This window comes from Pseudoalteromonas denitrificans DSM 6059, assembly GCF_900112265.1.
GTDB lineage: Bacteria > Pseudomonadota > Gammaproteobacteria > Enterobacterales > Alteromonadaceae > Pseudoalteromonas > Pseudoalteromonas denitrificans.
Window position 1 is genome coordinate 1 of sequence record NZ_FOLO01000034.1, and the last position, 18,030, is coordinate 18,030.

Annotated in this window: 13 protein-coding genes; 2 read left to right on the forward strand and 11 right to left on the reverse strand. The window is 35.6% G+C overall.

Annotation, left to right across the window (positions count from 1 at the left end; genetic code table 11):
• The coding region (locus tag BM088_RS17585) for a transposase (RefSeq protein ID WP_143085108.1) at window positions 1-249 on the reverse strand (249 nt) is incomplete at its 3' end.
• A 91-nt stretch (window positions 250-340) separates the two neighbouring features.
• Between BM088_RS17585 and BM088_RS17590 the strand changes: the two genes are divergently transcribed.
• Together BM088_RS17590 and BM088_RS17595 are read left to right on the forward strand one after the other, a co-directional pair.
• On the forward strand, window positions 341-1,492 hold the full coding sequence (locus BM088_RS17590) for an ATP-binding response regulator (RefSeq protein WP_091987473.1): 1,152 nt from the start codon (window positions 341-343) through the stop codon (window positions 1,490-1,492).
• Window positions 1,489-2,574 carry an HD domain-containing phosphohydrolase gene (locus BM088_RS17595; RefSeq protein WP_245763854.1) on the forward strand — a complete coding sequence of 362 codons (1,086 nt, stop codon included), beginning with the start codon at window positions 1,489-1,491 and terminating at the stop codon, window positions 2,572-2,574. Before BM088_RS17590 ends, BM088_RS17595 begins: the two co-directional genes overlap by 4 nt.
• Window positions 2,575-2,588: 14 nt before the next feature.
• Here the strand turns inward: BM088_RS17595 and BM088_RS17600 are convergent, their stop codons facing one another.
• From BM088_RS17600 to malQ, 10 genes are all read right to left on the reverse strand, one after another.
• The gene (locus tag BM088_RS17600) at window positions 2,589-2,969 is read right to left on the reverse strand and encodes a response regulator (protein ID WP_218156536.1); all 381 of its coding nucleotides are present in this window, start codon (window positions 2,967-2,969) and stop codon (window positions 2,589-2,591) included.
• Between the two features lie 32 nt (window positions 2,970-3,001).
• Window positions 3,002-3,736: a sensor histidine kinase gene (locus tag BM088_RS17605; protein ID WP_091987479.1), complete on the reverse strand. Its 735-nt coding sequence runs from the start codon at window positions 3,734-3,736 to the stop codon at window positions 3,002-3,004.
• Window positions 3,726-5,147, reverse strand: coding sequence for a CHASE domain-containing protein (locus BM088_RS17610; protein WP_091987482.1), 1,422 nt, complete (start codon window positions 5,145-5,147; stop codon window positions 3,726-3,728). The genes BM088_RS17605 and BM088_RS17610 overlap by 11 nt, the downstream gene beginning before the upstream one ends.
• A 406-nt stretch (window positions 5,148-5,553) precedes the next feature.
• Window positions 5,554-5,940, reverse strand: coding sequence for a cupin domain-containing protein (locus tag BM088_RS17615; protein ID WP_091987486.1), 387 nt, complete (start codon window positions 5,938-5,940; stop codon window positions 5,554-5,556).
• Window positions 5,941-6,212: 272 nt separating this feature from the next.
• On the reverse strand, window positions 6,213-7,778 hold the full coding sequence (locus BM088_RS17620) for a glycogen synthase (protein ID WP_091987490.1): 1,566 nt from the start codon (window positions 7,776-7,778) through the stop codon (window positions 6,213-6,215).
• Between the two features lie 14 nt (window positions 7,779-7,792).
• On the reverse strand, window positions 7,793-9,103 hold the full coding sequence (gene glgC / locus BM088_RS17625; protein WP_091987494.1) for a glucose-1-phosphate adenylyltransferase: 1,311 nt from the start codon (window positions 9,101-9,103) through the stop codon (window positions 7,793-7,795).
• Window positions 9,104-11,602: a glycogen/starch/alpha-glucan phosphorylase gene (locus BM088_RS17630; RefSeq protein ID WP_091987498.1), complete on the reverse strand. Its 2,499-nt coding sequence runs from the start codon at window positions 11,600-11,602 to the stop codon at window positions 9,104-9,106.
• Window positions 11,595-13,709, reverse strand: a complete 2,115-nt coding sequence (gene glgX, locus BM088_RS17635) for a glycogen debranching protein GlgX (protein ID WP_091987502.1) — start codon at window positions 13,707-13,709, stop codon at window positions 11,595-11,597. The genes BM088_RS17630 and glgX overlap by 8 nt, the downstream gene beginning before the upstream one ends.
• Window positions 13,706-15,958: a 1,4-alpha-glucan branching protein GlgB gene (glgB, locus tag BM088_RS17640; protein WP_091987505.1), complete on the reverse strand. Its 2,253-nt coding sequence runs from the start codon at window positions 15,956-15,958 to the stop codon at window positions 13,706-13,708. The genes glgX and glgB overlap by 4 nt, the downstream gene beginning before the upstream one ends.
• Window positions 15,951-18,020 carry a 4-alpha-glucanotransferase gene (malQ, locus tag BM088_RS17645; RefSeq protein WP_091987508.1) on the reverse strand — a complete coding sequence of 690 codons (2,070 nt, stop codon included), beginning with the start codon at window positions 18,018-18,020 and terminating at the stop codon, window positions 15,951-15,953. The genes glgB and malQ overlap by 8 nt, the downstream gene beginning before the upstream one ends.
• Between the last annotated feature and the right edge of the window lie 10 nt (window positions 18,021-18,030).

An 18,030-nucleotide genomic window follows, 5' to 3' on the forward strand; every position in this document is an offset into this window, starting at 1 on the left:
ACTATTTTTTGCTAAAGTTTTGAACAGTCTCATTAATATGCCTTTTCTTGACCAAAGAAGAAAACGACGATAAATGGTATTCCACAACCCAAAACATTCAGGTAAATCACGCCACGGACAGCCAACACGTAAGCGATAAAGTATTCCTTCTAGTGTTTGTCGATGTTCAAGCTTGTTATAAACTCTATCTTCAAGCAATATAGCTTTTAGTTTCGACCACAGCTCATCAGTGAGCATTAATCGGGGCATGACAATCTCGTTTAGTTTGGTTTTGGCGAAGTGAATTATACGAGATTGTCACTTACGCACAAAATTCAAACAAAGATCAACAGCCCCTAGTATGAGCCATGAGTTACGAACCCCCCTTAATGCAATCATTGGATTTAGTCAGTTAATGAAATTAGATATTACTGAACCCTTGAGCCTCTCTCAAACGGAAAATGTTGATGAAATTTTAAATGCTGGTAAACACTTATTAGAGCTCATTAATGATATTTTAGATCTCTCCAAAATAGAAGCTGGTCAAATAAACCTTTTCATTGAACCTATTGCGATTGAAAGTACACTTAATGATGCCTTGCAACTTATATTTCCTTTGGCACAAAAAAAAGACATCGCGATTGAATTACTGTTAAATAATAAAACTATCTCTTTTGAAGCATTATCGTCTCATCAAACTGTCGCTAACCTTGATAGCGTTCGACTTAAACAAATATTGTTAAACTTACTCAGTAATGCGATAAAATATAACTGTGACCAAGGTAAAGTAATTGTTCATTTATACGCTAAAACTCACAAAACAATTTGCATTAGCATATCGGATACAGGTAGGGGTTTAACAGCAGACCAGCAGCAGAAATTATTCAAACCATTTCAACGTCTAGGGCAAGAATTAAATAATGAAATTGAAGGCACTGGTATAGGTTTAGTGATCACAAAAAAAATTACAGAACTCATGAAAGGCGCAATTTATGTGAAAAGTAAGCTCGGAAAAGGAAGCTGTTTTACCGTGGAATTTCCAACCCATAATTTAGAATCTCATCAAGAACTCAAAAAAGTAACCAATGAATTAAGTACGTTACCCTGTGATATTGATTATTCAAAAGAACAATCTGTATTGTATATAGAAGATAACCCTGCGAACCTCAGACTCGTCACTGTTTTAATCAAACAGCTGCCCAATGTTAAATTATGGAGTTCACCGGATCCTAAGCTTGGAATTGAATTGGCTTTTGAGTATCAACCTGACTTAATCTTGTTAGATATTAATTTACCCGGTATGAATGGATATAAAGTATTAGAAAATATACGAAAAAATTCATCCATGAACAATACGCCAATTATCGCAATAACTGCTAATGCAATGGCATCAGATAAGCAAAAAGGGTTAGCTGCGGGTTTTGATAACTATATTACGAAACCTTTTGATATCAATGCGCTACTCCATACGATTAAACAAACGTTACTACTCAAGGATAGCAGTGGAATATGAATAACATTAACGAGATAATGGATTTAAATCCCAAAAAAGCAAGTATTTTAATCGTAGATGACGAATATGCTAATGTGAGAGTATTAGAAAAATTACTAACAAACCAAGGCTATATTAATGTCATTTCGACTCAAGATCCGACTCAAACGGTTAGCTTATATCAAGAATATAAAAGTGATCTTATTTTACTTGACTTAAATATGCCTACACTCGATGGCTATGGTGTAATGGAACAACTTAATCAAGTAACGGATAATAACCTGCCAGCAATTCTAATATTAACAGCGCAACATGAGCAAAACTTCCGACAAAAAGCACTTGATAATGGTGCCAGAGACTATGTAACAAAACCTTTTGATGCATGTGAATTATTATCTCGAGTCAGAAATCTTTTAGCAGTCCAAGTTGCTCAAAAATTTATGCGCTCACAAAACGAAATCCTTGAATATAAAGTGAAAGAACGTACTCAAGAGTTGATAGCCACTCGACTTCAAATAGTACATCATCTTGGGCGTGCAGCTGAATATAGAGATAACGAAACAGGTTTACATATTATTCGTATGAGTAAAATTGCTGTAGTACTTGCTCAAGCTTACGGGTTAAATGAACAAGAATGTGACCTTCTTTTAAACGCAGCCCCGATGCATGACATTGGAAAAATTGGTATTCCAGATCGCATATTATTAAAACAAGGCAAACTCAATGATGAAGAATGGCCCATTATGCAAACTCATGCTCAGATTGGAGCTGATGTACTAGGTGATGATGATTCTCAACTCATTGTTATGGCACAACAGATAGCCATTAGTCATCATGAAAAATGGGATGGCACAGGCTACCCTAAAGGATTAAAAGGAGATGAAATTCCTTTAATGGGCAGAATTTGTGCTTTAGCTGATGTATTTGATGCATTAAGTTCAAAACGACCCTATAAAGAAGCTTGGCCTTTAGATAAGAGCTTAAGTTTAATAAAACAAGAAAGCGGAAAGCACTTTGAGCCAAAACTAGTGGCGTTATTTTTGCAAAATTTAGATGAAATTTTAGAAATAAGACAGAAGTTTTCTGAGCCAGAATCAAAATAATATTCAAATATCGGTTACTGGCTATTATACAAGGCAATTATTTCATCAGCTAAGCTCATTGGATCAAAAGGTTTACTTATCACACCAATCGCTCCCATTTCTAAATACTCATTTAATTCGGAAGGTTGAATTTTAGCAGTCATAAAAATCACAGGTATATTTATTAGATGGGGATAATGCCTTAATTTTTTCAATGTTGACGGACCATCCAAATCAGGCATCATCACATCAAATAGAAATAAATCAGGCTTTAAACTTTGTGCTTCTAGTAAAGCCAACTTTCCTGACTCATACATAAGCAATTCGAAATTTTCATTGTCCAATGCAATTTGAGTTATAGTGCGTATATCTTGATCATCTTCAATATATAAAATTTTAATAGTATCACCCATCATAAAGCTCCAATCAATTGATTATACTTGATGTCTTATATTTCATGTTTATCAATAACCAACTCTGTTTTGATGTTTGTTAACATTGGCTTCGCTTCTAAATCAAAATAAAACACCGTCGCACCTTGAGGGGATGTCATATATCCTATAATTCCTTGATGAAGCTCAATGATGCTCTTGCTTATACTTAATCCAAGCCCAGTTCCCCCCTTTTTTCGAGTTGATGAGCTATCAGCCTGCGCAAATCGTTGAAATATTCTACGATTGAATTCTGTTGGCACACCTGATCCCAAATCATGTATCTCTGTACGATATTGATTATCATTTAATTCTAATGATATTTTTACTTGGGTATTAATAGGTGCAAATTTGCAAGCATTTGAAATCAAATTAGCAAAAACCTGCAATAACAATCGAGTATCTCCCAATATATAAGCACTTCTAAGCGTCGTCTCAAAAATGAGTTCAACGCTATATTGCTCAGAGAATGCTTCATTTTCTTCTAAAGCATTACGAGCAAGTATTACAAGATCTATTAATTGTGGTTTAAATTCATTTTTTTCTTTTTCTAATTTTTCAAAACTTAGTAAATCATTAATTAGCAAAGTCAGTCTTTGACTATTTCTATATGCAACCTCTAACAGTGTGCTTATTTTATTGGGTAACTGAGTAGTCGTCCCTTTACCGATTATTAAGCCTAATGCCCCTACAATAGATGTTAAGGGGGTTCTAAGCTCATGGCTCACTGTAGAAACAAATTCATTCTTCAATTGTTCGTTCGCTTATATCGCGAACTATCACAGTATATATTTCTTCATCACAATCTATTAACTCCCCTACAGATATCTCCATTGGAAACGAGATATTAGGTTTTTTATGACCTAATACTTCATGCTCTATTTTTAGATTAGAGTTTTGTTTTGGTAAAAACACTTTTAAATTATTTATTGGAACGTGTGAGTTTATTACGCAAATAAATAAGTTGATGTCTTTCCCTATGATATCTTCAGAATCAAGACCAAATATATTTTCAGCCATTTTATTAACACTTAAAATTATATTATTATTAGCTACAGTTAATAAACCATCCATCATACTATTAATTGTGAGATGTAATCTTTGTTCGCTTAACTTAAAATCTAATGACATTTGTTGTGCAAGTCGTATCGCCTGCTTATTTGAACGCGCTAAAACCAAGAATAACCCGAGTAACATAGAGTCTATGATCACGCCCCCTATTAATATTAAAATAGGTTGATTATTTTGATATTGCTCTCTAAATAATTGTGTTGTTTGGATCGTAAAAAGCCACTTTCTACCATACATATCCACAGAAGTTTGATTGCTAAATAATGGCTTCGCATCATATCCTTCAGAACCGAGATATAACTCATTGTAGAGTTCACTATTTTCATCACTAATTTTAAAGTTAACTAATCTATTTTGATTTAATAAAGTCCCTTCCATAAGTTTTTCCATAATAAATGGGGCGTAAACATTACCTATAAACTTATTTTTCCTAGCCAATACAGATTTTGGTACTAAAACTTCTTGATAATAAGGCGCATAAAATAAAAAGCCGGGCGTTCTTTTTTCATCCTGAACTAAAATAATCGGGGCTGTAATTTGTGTAGTGCCAGTGTCTCTTGCTTTTTTTGCAGCGGTTAATCGGTTATTTTCATGGGCCATATCTAAACCAACTGCTTTTTTATTTACCGAAACGGGCTCAATATAAGTAATAGGCCAGAATTCATTTTTATTATGAGCTGGGTGAATGTGATAATTAGGCCTATCAAGCTTTTCTTTTGTTAAATAGTCATCGAGTTTATCTGGTGCTACATAATGGATAACACCTATTCCATTAATACCTGGATACCTTTGTGCGATAGACAATGAACTACTGAAAATACGCCAATGATGTATATTAGTACCATTATCTAAACCGTGAATAGCCGCAACACCGCCTAATAATCCATCTTCATATTTAGCCATTCTTTCTTTAACTAACTGAATAATTTGTTTAGCTTCGGCGTTAAATTGTAACTGTGTTTTTTGTTTTATTTGAGCTGAAGTGACATACCAAGCAGTAATCGTTAACGCTAATGAAGCAATTACAATCAACCAGTGATACCAGTGAAGTCGCGTTAAACTATTAGTATTTGATTTTTGTTTTTCACCCATTATCCTTCCGTTAATATCTACTCATCAACACAGTACTCAGCCAAAAAACTATTTTAATCGTGTTTAATAAAGTGGCCTTTCTTTTAGGTTATGTGTATTAAATAAAAGATTAAAAATAAAACTGATTGTTTCCGTTCTATAAAAGTAGCAGAAAATGGAAGAAATGTATGATGAGCCATACGCATGAGTTTATTGTGTGGTTTAGCTTAGTGCATACGAAATAAGTTCTTTATATAAAATAACTGAATAACTTAAATCGCCAGTTTAAGCGAACGCCCCCCTATTTTCACCCACATAAAATAAAAGAAGCTAAATAGAGGTCATTAAAAATAGATTTTATGGAGGGATAAACAAAAACTGCCAACTGAAATGTTTGTATTATTAGACTTGTATACTACGTATTTCGTTAGACTGTTGGCTGCCATTTACCGCCCTCTACGTATGAGGCTTCAGAGTCATTTGGCCATGGTGGCATAGTAATGCATATAAACTTTAAATCATCACCTGATACATTACGATATTGAAAAGCCGTACCTTGAGGGATATCAATTGATGTACCAGGGACTAAGGTTGTTACTTTATTCTCTAAACCATTATCTCTCCAGATTTCACCATGACCTTCTAAAACGTACCAAAATTCACTGACCGTTGCATGAACAACAGGCTTATTTATTTGATATGGGGGAACTGTACTATGGATCATGCCACCAGTTGTTCCATCCATAATAAAACGGACATCAGCACCCGCAGGCGATTTTTTGTCGGGCATTTTAGGCAGAGTCGTCGTTTTCATTTTTATCCTTGATGGTGTGAAGATTTAACGCTGCGATTATAGCCTAATGCCCAAACAATAAGTTAACTAAGGGAATTAGTAATTTTTTTAGTTATTATGCCTATCGAGTTTCACACCATGCTTTTGCAACATGTTGTCATATGTACCTTAATATACAACTTTTGTTTTTTAGGAACAAGGTAATCTCTCAATACAAACGGGTAAAAATAGACTGATTTAAGCTTTAGTCCTTATCAAGAATTTAATTCAAACTAAAGCTCAAGTTACTCTAATTACTTCCTGTGCTGATATAGCTCACTAACATATAAGTTTGCACTTCTGTGCCAACTAAACCTCTCTTCTTTAGCCTGTTTGGTTAATTTACACCATTTATCTTCTTGGTTATTGAAAACATCTAACGCCACTTTAAGAACATGTATTAAATTGTATTGTTGCTCAGTTATTGACTCACCATCAAAACAAAAACCATTTTCTAAATGTTTTACCGTATCTTTCAATCCGCCAACAGAATGGACTAAACAAGGTTGCCCAGCTTTTAACGCAAGCATTTGACTTATGCCACAAGGTTCAAAAGAACTTGGCATTAAAAATAAATCCCCAAGATGATATAAATATTCACTTAATGCCTGATCATAGCCATTCAAAAACAAAAAGTTGTCATGTTTTGCCATGAGTTGCATAAACTCAAATTCTATTTGCACATCACCTGAGCCTAATAAAATCATTTTGCCACCCGCATTGGCTAAACTTTGAAGTAAATCTGAAAATACATCAGTGTCATTCATTTTTTTTCGTAGCAATAATACTTTCTGATCTGTTAATCTGCCTATGCTTGTAACAAGCGGACCTTTAAAATCACTCTTTTTTAACCAATTTTTAATTTGCTCACTCGCTAAATAATGAACCGTTTTAAGTTCACTACTTTGTGCCATCCAAGCTTTTACGGCTTGCTTAGATTGATTAAGCAGTGCACTTAATGTTATTGGGGCTACAGTTTCATCATCATAATCACAGCCATTTAAAATTCCACTAAGTTTGTTTTGCTCCTGAGCTTGTTTTAAATCTCGCTCAAGTCCTTCGCCACCAAAAAATCCATTTTCATGCTCACTTGTATGCAAGACCTCCAAAGCATATGTTGGCGATACTAAGTGAACTTTATCTGCTAAATTGATTGCTGCGCGCATCGGGTTTAAGCAATGAAAGTAACGCGGATCGCAAATAACCTGACCATCATAACTTAAGCTTGGAAACCAATGCTCTAAACTCGACTCATCATTATGAAATGGTCGAATGCCTTGCAAGGCTAGATTATGCACAGTATAAACCATATGTATCGTTTTTAATGATTCATAACGTCTAGAATACTCAGATAAAATAGTAATTAAAGCACTATGCCAATCATGCAAATGTAATACATCAGGGCGAATTAAATGTTTTGCTTGCAATGCTTCCGATACAGCAGCACAAAACAAAGCATATTTTGTTGCATCGGAGGCAAAGGGCCTGTCACTAGGATCATCTAAATACACACGCCCTATTCCACCGGAAGTAAACAAAGGGTGGCTTAAAACAAATTGCCTCACTTTTTGAGCGCCTGACTGAATAAAGAGTTGTGCTAAAACGACTTCCTCATGATGTCCACAAAAAGGCACCTGAAATGTTGCAATCACATTTGATTCGTAATTTTGTGCATAGTTACCGTAATCTGGGATGATCACATCCACATCATGACCTAATTGCGCCAATGCAGTGGGTACATCACGTACCACATCTGCCACGCCACCCACTTTTGCACCTTTAATCGCATCGTTTTCAGCTGCGACCATTAATATTTGCATAACTTCTTTAATCCTTAAGCAGGCTCTGCGATTTGATTCGTATCGAGTGTATTTTTTGATTGCTTTGCCTCAAGTGCTTCAAGCATAGATCGAGTCACTAAAACAATGCCCTTATTTGACACTCTAAAACCATTAGCAATATCTTGCTCTGTGTTATAACCAATTTCCAGGTTATCCGGAATAATGCAGGTGCGATCTATAATTGCTTTATTAATTTTGCAGTTACGACCAACAACAACGCCAGGTAATATGACACTTTGATCAATTTCACAATAGGAATGCACATGTACATTTGAAAATAATAAAGACTGCCTAACCGTTGAACCAGAAATAATGCAACCTCCTGATACAGTAGAATCAACCGCCATGCCACGGCGTTCATTATTATCAAATACAAATTTAGCAGGTGCTAACTGCTCCTGATAAGTCCAGATAGGCCAACTTGAGTCATATAAATCAAGTTGTGGCTCAGGCGATACCAACTCCATATTTGCTTCCCAGAATGAGTCTAAAGTACCTACGTCACGCCAATAAGGCTGTCCTTCAAAGCTAGGATCTCTAAAGGGATAAGCAAATACATTATGCTCTTCAATAATGGCAGGAATAATATCATGACCAAAATCACGACCAGACCCTTCACGTTCTGCATCTTTTTGTAATTGTTCGAATAAAAACTCGGTATTAAACACATAATTACCCATAGATGCTAAACAGGTTCCTTTTTTACCTGGAATTGAAGTCGGTTCCGCTGGCTTTTCATCAAAACGTTTTACACGGTTTTCATTATCAACTGTCATAACGCCAAACGTATTTGCAGCTTCCTCTACGTCAGTTTCAATACAACATACGGTCATATCTGCACCTGTTTCTAAATGTTTGGCAAGTAAGGCACCGTAGTCCATTCTATAAACATGATCACCGGACAAAATCATCACATATTTAGGTAATTCATGGCGTATAATATCCATGTTCTGAAATACCGCATCTGCCGTACCACAATACCATTCGTCACCATAGCGCTGAGACGCAGGTAAAATTTCAACTGACTCACCTAACTCTTTTTTAAAATGTCCCCAGGCACGGTTTACATGACGAATAAGAGAATGTGATTTGTATTGTGTTGCAATTCCTACACGACGAATACCTGAATTAATACAGTTCGACAATGGAAAATCTATGATCCTAAACTTACCACCAAAATAAACGGCAGGTTTTGCACGCCACTCAGTTAATTCATGCAATCGAGAACCACGCCCCCCCGCTAAAATTAATGCATAAGTTTCTCTGGTTAAATTACTAATATAACGATTTGCATAATTTGGCATCTAAACTTCTCCGTAAGTACTTTCATTTTGAGTCAACTGCCAGATATCCTGGCTATATTCGGTAATTGTTCTATCGCTTGAGAATGCGCCACTTGCAGCAGTATTTAATATACTGAGTCGTGTCCAATGTGTTTGATCGTGATAAGCAAGTGAAACACGGTTTTGTGCCTTGATATAACTTTCAAAATCATAAGCTATCAACCATTCATCGTTTTGACATTTGATTGAATCAAGTAAAGGTTGAAATAATCCCGGCTCAAATAAATTAAAGTGCCCTGATTCAATTAAGCTGATCACATCTTTTAATTCTTTATTATTTTCAATAATGCACAAGGGATCATAATGTGCTCGAATGTCATCTAATTGTTCAGATTTAGCGCCAAATAAGAAAAAGTTATCATCGCCAACTGCTTCTTTTATTTCAATATTGGCGCCATCTAAAGTACCTATTGTGATGGCGCCATTCATCATAAACTTCATATTGCCAGTACCAGAAGCCTCTTTACCTGTTGTTGAAATTTGTTCAGATAGATCTGTGGCTGGACATATGGTTTCCATTGCTGTGACATTATAATTTGGCAAAAATGCCACCCGTAAATAAGGCTTTGCTAAAGGATCTGCATTGATCGTCTGCGCGACATTATTGATAAGTTTAATAATTAACTTGGCAATAAAGTATCCAGGTGCTGCTTTTCCGCCAAATAAAACACACCTAGGTGTTAAATTTTTTGTATCTCCAGTGCGAATACGTTCGTATAAATGAATAACATGTAAAACATTTAATAATTGGCGTTTATACTCATGAATACGTTTAACTTGTACGTCAAACATCATATTAATATCAAATTCAATACCACAATCACGTTTTACGAGATCAACGAGTTTTTGCTTATTACAATTTTTGACCGCTTGCCACTGCTGTTGAAACTTTTTATCATCATAAAAACGGCGTATCTTACTGATTTTTGCAAAGTCAAATACCCAATCACGTCCGATTTTTTGTGAAATCAGATCAGCTAATTTAGGATTGCAATGAGATAACCAACGTCTGGGAGTAACACCATTGGTTTTGTTATTAAATTTATGCGGCCAAAGTTGGTAAAAGTCATTAAACAGCCCTTGAGTTAATAATTGAGTATGCAAAGCCGCAACACCATTAACTGAAAAGCTACCCACTATTGCTAAATATGCCATGCGCACTTGTGGCACATCTCCCTCTTCAATGAGTGACATATTACGTTGTTTTTCAACATTCCCGGGCCATTTACAAGCAACTTCAACTAAAAATCGCGCATTAATTTCATAAATAATTTCAAGTAATCTGGGCAGCAAATTCTCAAATAATGGTACTGACCACTTTTCAAGCGCTTCAGGTAATAAGGTATGATTGGTATAAGCCATCGTTTGAGTTGTAATTAACCAAGCAACTTGCCAATCTTGTTCATAATCGTCCATTAATAAACGCATTAGCTCAGCCACGGCAATACTCGGATGCGTATCATTTAATTGAAATACATTAAATTTGGCAAAATCAGTAAAATCTTCACCAAAGCGGGCAACCCAGTCAAATAAAATATCTTGCAAGCTGGCAGAAGTTAAAAAGTATTGCTGGCGTAATCTCAGTTCTTTACCATTTTCACTGGCATCATTAGGATAAAGCACCATCGTAATTTGTTCAGCTAAGTTTTTGCGAGCAACGGCTTCTGTATAGCTGCCGGCATTAAATTCATCTAAATCAAATTCATCTGTTGCTTCTGATTTCCATAGTCGTAATGTATTAACCACATCATTTTTATACCCTGGAATTGGCACATCATAAGGCACAGCTAAAACATCATGGGTATCCACCCATTGATGATGCTTTTTGCCTTTTTTATCTTGATAGACTTCAACTGAACCAAAGAACTTTATACGGCGACTATGCTCAGGCGCAGCGATTTCCCATGGGTGACCTTCACGCAACCAGTTATCAGGATGTTCAACTTGATGACCCTTTTCTATGCTTTGATTAAACATGCCATATTCATACCGAATACCGTAACCCGTTACAGGTAAGGCTAAACTGGCACAGCTATCTAAAAAGCAAGCCGCCAATCGCCCTAGGCCACCATTGCCTAATCCTGCATCATGCTCAGCCTGAGCGACCTCTTCGAAACGACTACAGTATTGCTCAAGTGCATTTTTAACACTTTTATCTAAGTCTAAATTTAAGACTGCATTACCTAGCGCACGACCCATTAAAAACTCAAGTGATAAATAAGCGACTTGACGTGTTGGTTTAGCAAGTAAACTTTGTCTTGTTGCCCGACATCTTGCAACCAATCTGTCGCGAATCGTTAAGGCTAATGCGTTGTATAAGTATAAATGTGACTCACCTACTCTATCTCTGCCTAAGGTGTAATAAAAATGACGCGTTAAATCATCTTGCAGTGTATTTTCATCTATCAAAGGCCCTTCTTGCCAACCAACCACTTTACACACTTCTTGTTTACTATCCATTAAATCTTCCCTCTTTTGCTCCAGACAATATCCAAGCACTTTGTGATGCAATTGCGATGCTCTGATCTGCCGCATAAAATTCATTTAAGTCTGGGTGTGCCAAAGTATTTAAACGTACATGCCAGCGGTAAACACTGCTCACTTTTGGTAATTTGAAAACGAAAGAGTCAGTTGATGCATTAAATAAAATGAGCAAAACATCATTATGATTTTTAGCATGCTTACTCACTAACAAATAACCTAGCATATGATTATGCGGTAGCTGCCAATCAAGTTCTGACATCAAAGTACTGTTTTGATTAAGCCAAATAAGCTCAAATTCACCGTCATTTTGATGAATAAAACGATTTTGCTTAAATATTTTAAATTGTTTTCGTAACAAACAAGCCTTGCTTATAAATCGATAAAGCGGTGATTTTGAGTAGACATTTTGATCTGCTAACCAATTAATATTATTATCTTGGCAATACGCATTATTATTTCCATCTTGGCTATGCTCGCTTTCTGTACCAGAGCAGATCATAGGTACGCCCTGTGAAAACAATAAGGTAAGTAAAATGTTCTTTTGTTGTTTAAGCCTCAATTGCGTCAAAGCAATATCATTACTTGGACCTTCAGTGCCATAATTAGCGGATAGGTTTTCACTATGACCATCGCGATTGTCTTCACCATTATCTTCATTATGTTTATCTTGATAACTGACCAAATCAGCTAACGTAAAACCATCATGGGCACTGATAAAGTTAATACTGGCACTGGGATCACGACCATTATGTTCAAACAAGTCATTTGAACCGTGAAATCTTTGTGCAAATTCAGGTAATAACCCAGTATCACCACGCCAAAAACGCCTTACTGTATCGCGGTATTTATCATTCCACTCTCGCCATGCAGCGGGAAAGTTTCCTAACTGGTAACCACCGGGCCCAATATCCCAAGGTTCAGCAATCAGTTTTACCTGATTTAAAATAGGGTCTTGGTTGATTGCTTGAAAAAAACTGTGATCTGATTTGAAACCTGTCGATTCTCGACCAAGTATGGGCGCTAAGTCGAACCTAAAACCATCAACCCCCATAATTTCAACCCAATATCGCAGACTATCCATCACAAGTTGTAATGTTCTTGGGTGACTTAAATTTAAAGTATTACCACATCCTGTATCATTGATATAATTACTCAGATCATTGGGGTCTAAACGATAATAACTGGCGTTATCTATCCCTCTAAAACATAAAGTAGGCCCTTGATTGTTTCCCTCTGCGGTATGATTAAATACCACATCTAGTACCACCTCAATTTTATGTTCATGTAATATCTTCACCATAGTTTGAAATTCACTAATTTCACCTTGGCTTAAATACTCCTTATGAGGCGTAAAAAAATTGAAAGTATTATATCCCCAATAATTTGTTAGATTTTTATCTGATAAAAAACGTTCACTAATATATTGCTGTACTGGTAAAAGTTCTAATGTTGTTATGCCTAAATTTTTTAAATGTGCAATAAAAGCAGGCTCAGCCAAACCCAAATACTTGCCTCTATTCTCCTGACTTATTAAGGTATTATTGATGGTGCCACCTTTAACGTGACACTCATAAATAACGGTATCAGACCAAGCAATATTAGGCTTTTCACCTTGATAAGGAGCCAAATATGACACTTTTGATTTAGGCATCGCACCAGCACTATCTAAATTGTTAATTTCCTCAAGTGCATTTTCATCATTAGAATTCAATATATAATCAAATGCTTTTGAATAGTTAAACTGGCCAAAAAAATCTTTACTATATGGGTCTACAAGCAGTTTATTTGGATTAAACCTTAACCCTAACTGAGGTTCAAACTCTCCTGAAATCCGGTAGCCATAAAGTTGGCCAATACCCATACCTATAATTTTTCCATGCCAAATATATGCGCTCCCTTTAAACAGACTAAAGCGTGCAACCTCTTGCTCACCCGTATCATCAAATAAACATAATTCGACTTTCTTTGCAGAACTAGAATAAATAGCAAAGTTAACTGTCGTCGTTTTTGAGTTGGCGCAATGCATCAAAGTTGCACCTAATGGGTAAGCTGCACCTTGTTCCAGTTCAAATGAATAACTCATAGAGCTGCTCTTTTTAAATACAAGGTTGCCAATGGAGGAATATCTAAATAAATACTTTGCTCAAATCCTTGCCAAGGAATATCCTGACATTTAAACAGCGTGTGAGTATTAAAGTCAGAACCACCAAATTGGCTATCATCACTATTAAATAACATCATATGATCTGTTTTTTCAGGTACGCCAATTCTAAAATCTCTGTGAATATTAGGTGTCATATTACTAATAGCCACAACATACTCAGCTTTGTTTTTAGCAAATCTTACAAAACTAAAAATACTCTGCTGTGCATTACCACCATCAATCCATTTAAACCCAAGTTCTTGATTATCCAGTTCATATAAAGCACTGGATTGACAATACACTTGATTGAGCTGTTTAATTAAATTTTGCATTCCTTTATGAGGTGCATATTCAAGTAAATGCCAATCTAGTGATTTATCGTGATCCCATTCATCATATTGCGCAAATTCCCCGCCCATAAATAATAACTTTTTACCTGGATGCGCCCACATAAATGCAAAATATGCCCGCAGATTCGCAAACTTTTGCCAATCATCTCCGGGCATTTTATTAATCAACGAGCCTTTACCATGTACAACTTCATCATGAGATAAGGGCAAAATATAGTTTTCACTAAAGGCATAAATTAAAGAAAAGGTCATTTCATTATGGTGATGTGCTCGGTAGAGTGGATCGCGTGACATGTAAGATAAACTGTCATTCATCCAACCCATATTCCATTTATAACCAAAACCTAACCCCCCATGCTCAACAAATTGTGTTACACCAGGCCAAGCTGTTGACTCTTCTGCTGCCATCATAATGCCTGGAAACTTACCATAACATCTTTGGTTTACTTGTTTTAAAAGTGAAATCGCACTGAGGTTTTCACGCCCACCATGTTCATTTGGGATCCACTGCCCTTCTTCTCGGCTGTAATCTAAATAAAGCATAGAAGCAACAGCATCAACTCTTAAACCATCTATGGCAAAATTATCAAACCAATACATGGCATTTGAAATTAAAAAGCTTTGTACTTCTGCACGACCATAATTATAAATATGTGTATTCCAGTCAGGATGAAAACCTTGACGTTTATCGGCATGTTCATATAAATGAGAGCCATCAAATTTAGCTAAACCATGTGGATCTGACGGAAAGTGTCCTGGTACCCAATCAATTAATAAACCGATATTTTCACTATGACAAGCATCCACTAGATACTGAAAGTCCGCTAAACTACCAAAACGACTTGTAGGTGCATACATGCCAACGGGTTGATAGCCCCAGGAGCCATCAAATGGAAACTCACTGATAGGCATTAATTGAATGTGTGTAAAGCCTAACGCTTTTACATAAGGTACTAATTTTTTAGATAACGCTTGATAACTTAAATATGCTTTTTGACCATTTTTTAATTTATCACTGTTATGCTGCCATGAACCTGCATGTACCTCATAAATACTAATAGGTTTATCAATTGCATTGCGTTTTATACGCGCCTGCGCTTGGTATTCTTTTTCTTGTATTGTTTTATTACATCCTAATAATGCGTCATGTGTGGGAATGATAGACGCCGTATCTGAGGGGATTTGCATCGAAAACGAAAAAGGGTCTGCTTTTTCAAGTCTCTGTCCTTCATGACTCAAAATACTGTATTTATAACTTTGCCCAGTTTTAACATCAGGTAGAAAAATTTCCCATACTCCTGAAGCTGGATGTTTACGCATAAAGTGACGTGTATTATTCCAATGATTAAAATCACCAATGATACTGATACATTGTGCATTAGGTGCCCAAACGGTAAAGCGCACTCCCAATTTATGTTTTTGTCTTTGCCAATGTGCGCCTAAATGTTGATAAGCTTGCTCTAGTGTGCCTTCACTTAATAAGTACATGGCATCTAAGTCTAAGCTAGATGCAAAGGCGTAAATATCACTTTGTAGCTCTGTTTTATAAGGGTAAGTAATACTTAAATTATAATTTTCATCAAAACTTTTTCTTGCCAGAACTAAAGTAAATAAATCTGTTTTTTTGTAACGTTTATAAGCTATCTTTTGATCTTCACTTTGATAATAAACATGCTCAGCACCCGGTAAATATGCCCGCAGCTCAAGTTTGCTTTTTGTCTTACAGTGCACGCCTAAAAAAGAGAAGGGATCTGAGAAATTGGCATTTTTAAATGCGGTTACCTGTGCATCATAGTCGGGGGTATATGCTTGTAATTCCATTAACGCTGTATCACTCATGATTATTCCTTGCCCGATTAATTTGATTAAAAAATTCATTTTCTGAAAAAAGTTTACTTGGACTATTACTTAAACGTCTTCGCCAATTAGGATACTGTTTATCTGTGCCAGGAATATTAACTGGTAACGCATTACCATCCAGGTCATCAAGTTGCACTGTCAGTAGTTTTATAGGAGAGTGAGCCAATACAATAAGTAAATTTTGATAAATGTATTTATAGTCACTTTGGTTATTAAAATTAGTCTGAACTTTTTGGTTAGAGTATTGATTTAGCCAGTTAATAAGTTTTGTTTTATCTGATACCCTTTCTCTTTTGGCATTTTCAAATAATTCTTTGCTTTCAAATAAATTTAAATTATTTCTAAGCATCAAGTCACTTTGTTGCCACCAAGCTTTAAAAGTAGGCACATCATGATTTGCAACCATCATTAAGGAATGAGGTGTAAACTCATGAGGTGCAATAAACTCCCCTAAATGATTTTTCTCAAAATAAAATAGTAAGTTAGAATAAATGTGTGAATCACTTAAAGCTGTTTTTACCTCAACAGGCACGACACCTAAGTCTTCACCTATTACAGTGCATTGGTTTAATTGGCTTTCTAGCTTTAATAATGCCAACATTTTTTCAAATGGGTAATAAACATAACAACCTAAGTTATTACTAGATTCATGTAAGATACACCACCATAAACGCATTAATGCCATAACATGATCAATTCTAAGTGCACCGCAATGCATCATATTGGCACGCAATATTCCAATAAAGTGTTTGAAATTTGTTTGTGTTAATTTTACGGGATCCATTGGCGGTAGCCCCCAATTTTGACCTGCTGTAGACCAAGGGTCTGGAGGTGCGCCAATGCTTGCATCCGCAATAAACAATGATTCATTTTCATTAAATTCATTGCCATCTTGTGCACAACCTACCGCTAAATCACGTATTAAGCCTAATTTCATTTTGCAATTTTTTGCATGAGACTGGCACTGCTCAAGTTGCACCTGAGCTTGCCATTGCAAATAGGCTATAAAATTAGGGTTCTGATATGCCCCTTTTAAATTTTCTTGCTGAGTAAACCAAATGCAATAATTAGAAAGTTGCGCGCCCTTTTGACTTTTAAATGCTTCAAACTCTTGATATCTTAGTGTGTTTTCTTTTTGTTCCGTTTCTAAAAAAGTATTAAACAATGCAATGAATACTTTAAATTTATAATCCCAGATCAGAGCATAATTAATATAAGTTTCATTTTTCTCTGCAATAAATAACCGACATTTAAAATGTTGATCAACCAATATTTTTGCGATTGAACTGTATTTAAATTCAGCTACATTTTGGATATGAATATAAAGTGGATTTAAAAATAAGCGGTCGCTTGGACTATAAGGGCTGGCCCTATCCGGCTGAGTATCAAATAAAGCATGTAAAGGGTTTAATAAAATATAATCAGCCCCCATTTCAGCTGAACTTGAAATAAGACTTTTAAGATCGTTAAAATCACCAATACCATAATTATCTTGAGTTTTTAAACTATATAATTGAACAGATACCCCCCAACATTTATCATGCAAAGGTTGAAATACCTGACATGGATAAATAATAAGTTCACCAGAACATACAGCGCTGTCAATTGATACCTCAATATCATAATAACCTATGGGTAAAACAGCTAATTCTAAACCTAACTCACTATAATATTGATCTTCAAATGTATAGTTACCTACTTCATTTAATTGCGAAATATCAGTCGAACCAGAAGATACCAACTGGTTATTTTGTGATATTGTCCACAATATTTGAGACTGACTTTGCATCTCACTGACTTTTATTTTCAAGATATTGTTTGAAGCAGATACAAAGTTACAAGAATGAATAATTTTAAACCAAGGAGCAATATCTAAATTAAAATTAGTCTGAGACAATGAGGCATTATCAGTAAGATCATAACCACAAGCCTTTAAAATTGAATACCTTGCATTTTCACTAATAGTGACATGCTCACCATTATAACTGGTGTAATCCGCTCCTACGCCTTGTAAATATAAAAGCTGTTCTACAGTGTGCATAAAACCTCTA

Excerpts from the sequence above, each read along its gene's own strand:
- BM088_RS17590 (WP_091987473.1), top strand. The coding sequence starts at position 341 with ATGAGCCATGAGTTACGAACCCCCCTTAATGCAATCATTGGATTTAGT.
- BM088_RS17615 (WP_091987486.1), bottom strand. The coding sequence starts at position 5,940 with ATGAAAACGACGACTCTGCCTAAAATGCCCGACAAAAAATCGCCTGCG.
- glgC (WP_091987494.1), bottom strand. The coding sequence starts at position 9,103 with ATGCCAAATTATGCAAATCGTTATATTAGTAATTTAACCAGAGAAACT.
- BM088_RS17600 (WP_218156536.1), bottom strand. The coding sequence starts at position 2,969 with ATGATGGGTGATACTATTAAAATTTTATATATTGAAGATGATCAAGAT.
- BM088_RS17620 (WP_091987490.1), bottom strand. The coding sequence starts at position 7,778 with ATGCAAATATTAATGGTCGCAGCTGAAAACGATGCGATTAAAGGTGCA.
- BM088_RS17595 (WP_245763854.1), top strand. The coding sequence starts at position 1,489 with ATGAATAACATTAACGAGATAATGGATTTAAATCCCAAAAAAGCAAGT.
- BM088_RS17630 (WP_091987498.1), bottom strand. The coding sequence starts at position 11,602 with ATGGATAGTAAACAAGAAGTGTGTAAAGTGGTTGGTTGGCAAGAAGGG.
- BM088_RS17610 (WP_091987482.1), bottom strand. The coding sequence starts at position 5,147 with ATGGGTGAAAAACAAAAATCAAATACTAATAGTTTAACGCGACTTCAC.
- glgB (WP_091987505.1), bottom strand. The coding sequence starts at position 15,958 with ATGAGTGATACAGCGTTAATGGAATTACAAGCATATACCCCCGACTAT.
- glgX (WP_091987502.1), bottom strand. The coding sequence starts at position 13,709 with ATGAGTTATTCATTTGAACTGGAACAAGGTGCAGCTTACCCATTAGGT.
- malQ (WP_091987508.1), bottom strand. The coding sequence starts at position 18,020 with ATGCACACTGTAGAACAGCTTTTATATTTACAAGGCGTAGGAGCGGAT.